At 73.9% G+C, this 1509-nt stretch carries 2 protein-coding genes; both read right to left on the bottom strand.

Translation table 11 applies throughout. The features are described from left to right. Positions 1–678, bottom strand: a 678-nt coding sequence (locus tag FOE67_RS25445) for an ATP-binding cassette domain-containing protein (RefSeq protein ID WP_182667167.1), incomplete at its 3' end; no start/stop codon positions are given. Further along, on the bottom strand, positions 678–1436 hold the full coding sequence (gene urtD / locus FOE67_RS25440) for an urea ABC transporter ATP-binding protein UrtD (protein ID WP_194444730.1): 759 nt from the start codon (positions 1434–1436) through the stop codon (positions 678–680). The genes urtD and FOE67_RS25445, both read right to left, overlap by 1 nt. Between the last annotated feature and the right edge of the window lie 73 nt (positions 1437–1509).

Raw genomic sequence — 1509 nt, 5'->3', positions numbered from 1 at the left:
GCGCACCTCCGCCTCCGCCCCCGGCACCCCGGCCTCCCCCCGGGCGGTGATCCGTCCGGCCTCCAGCACGTGGTAGCGGCGGGCGGCGCGCACCGCGAACGCCACGTGCTGCTCGACCAGCAGCACTCCCGGGCCGTCCCCCCGCGACAGTTCCGTGACGGTCCTGCGGATCGTCGCCACCACCGACGGCTGGATGCCCTCGGTCGGCTCGTCCAACAGCAGCAGCCGGGGTCGGGTGATCAGCGCCCGGGCGATCGCCAGTTGTTGGCGCTGCCCACCCGAGAGCAGCCCGGCCGGCCGGGAGCCGAGTTCGCGCAGGACCGGGAAGAGGTCCATGACCTCGTCCATCGCGGCCCGACCGTCCCGCCGGCCGTCCGCGATCACCCGCAGGTTCTCGACCGCCGTGAGTCGGGGAAAGCTCTGCTGCCCCTGCGGAACCCACGCCAGGCCACGACGTACCCTCCGGTGGGCGGGCAGACGGCCGATGTCCTCCCCGTCCAGGCGGACGGTTCCGCCGCGCGGGCGCAGCAGCCCGAGCGCCGCCCGCAGGAGGGTGGTCTTGCCGGCCCCGTTGTGGCCGAGCACGGCGACCACACCCCCGGTGGGGACGGTGAGGGAGACGCCGTGCAGGACGGTGGTGCGGCCGTAACCGGCCCGCAACCCCTCGATCTCCAGCATCAGAGATCCTCCCCCTCGTGTCCGGCCTCCCCGGCGGCGTGGCCGAGGTAGACCGCCTGGACCGCCGGGTCCGCCCGGACCTCGGCCACCGTGCCCTCGGACAGCACCCGCCCGGCGTGCAGCACGGTGACGCTGCTCGCGTAGGAGCGCAGGAAGTCCATGTCGTGCTCGATGACCACCACGGTGCGATCGGCGCAGACACGGTGGAGGAGTCCCCCGGTGGCCTCCCGTTCCTCGTGGCTCATGCCCGCCACCGGCTCGTCCAGCAGCATCAGCCGCACGTCCTGGACCAGCAGCATCCCGATCTCCAGCCACTGCTTGCGGCCGTGTGCCAGGGTTCCCGCACGCCGGTCGCGCAGGGATTCCAGACCGATGGTGTGCAGGGCCTCCTCCACCGCCTCGGGCACCCGGCGCCTACGGCGCAGCAGGGAGCGCAGGGGCCGGCCGGAGCCGGCGGCGATGTCGAGGTTCTGGAGCACGGTCAGGTTCTCGAAGACCGTCGCGGTCTGGAAGGTGCGGCCGATGCCCAGCCGGGCGATCCGGTGCACCGGACGGCCCAGCAGTTCGTGACCGCCGAAACGGACCGATCCGGAAGCCGGCACCAGTCCCGTCACGGCGTCCACCAGGGTGGTCTTGCCCGCGCCGTTGGGGCCGATCAGGAAGCGGAGGTCGCCGGGACGCACGTGCAGGTCCACCCCGTCCACGGCGGTGAAGCCGTCGAAGGCGACCCGCAGGCCGGTGACGCGCAGGTCGCGCAGGTCCTCCGGGGGCACGGTGAGCGCGTCGGGAAGCCGCTCGCCGTCACCGGACGGGGGGTCGGCGGGCGTTCCC

The organism is Streptomyces calidiresistens (genome assembly GCF_014141525.1).
In the GTDB taxonomy this organism is placed as follows: Bacteria; Actinomycetota; Actinomycetes; order Streptomycetales; family Streptomycetaceae; genus Streptomyces; species Streptomyces calidiresistens.
This window is presented reverse-complemented; position numbering and strand designations above follow the sequence as displayed.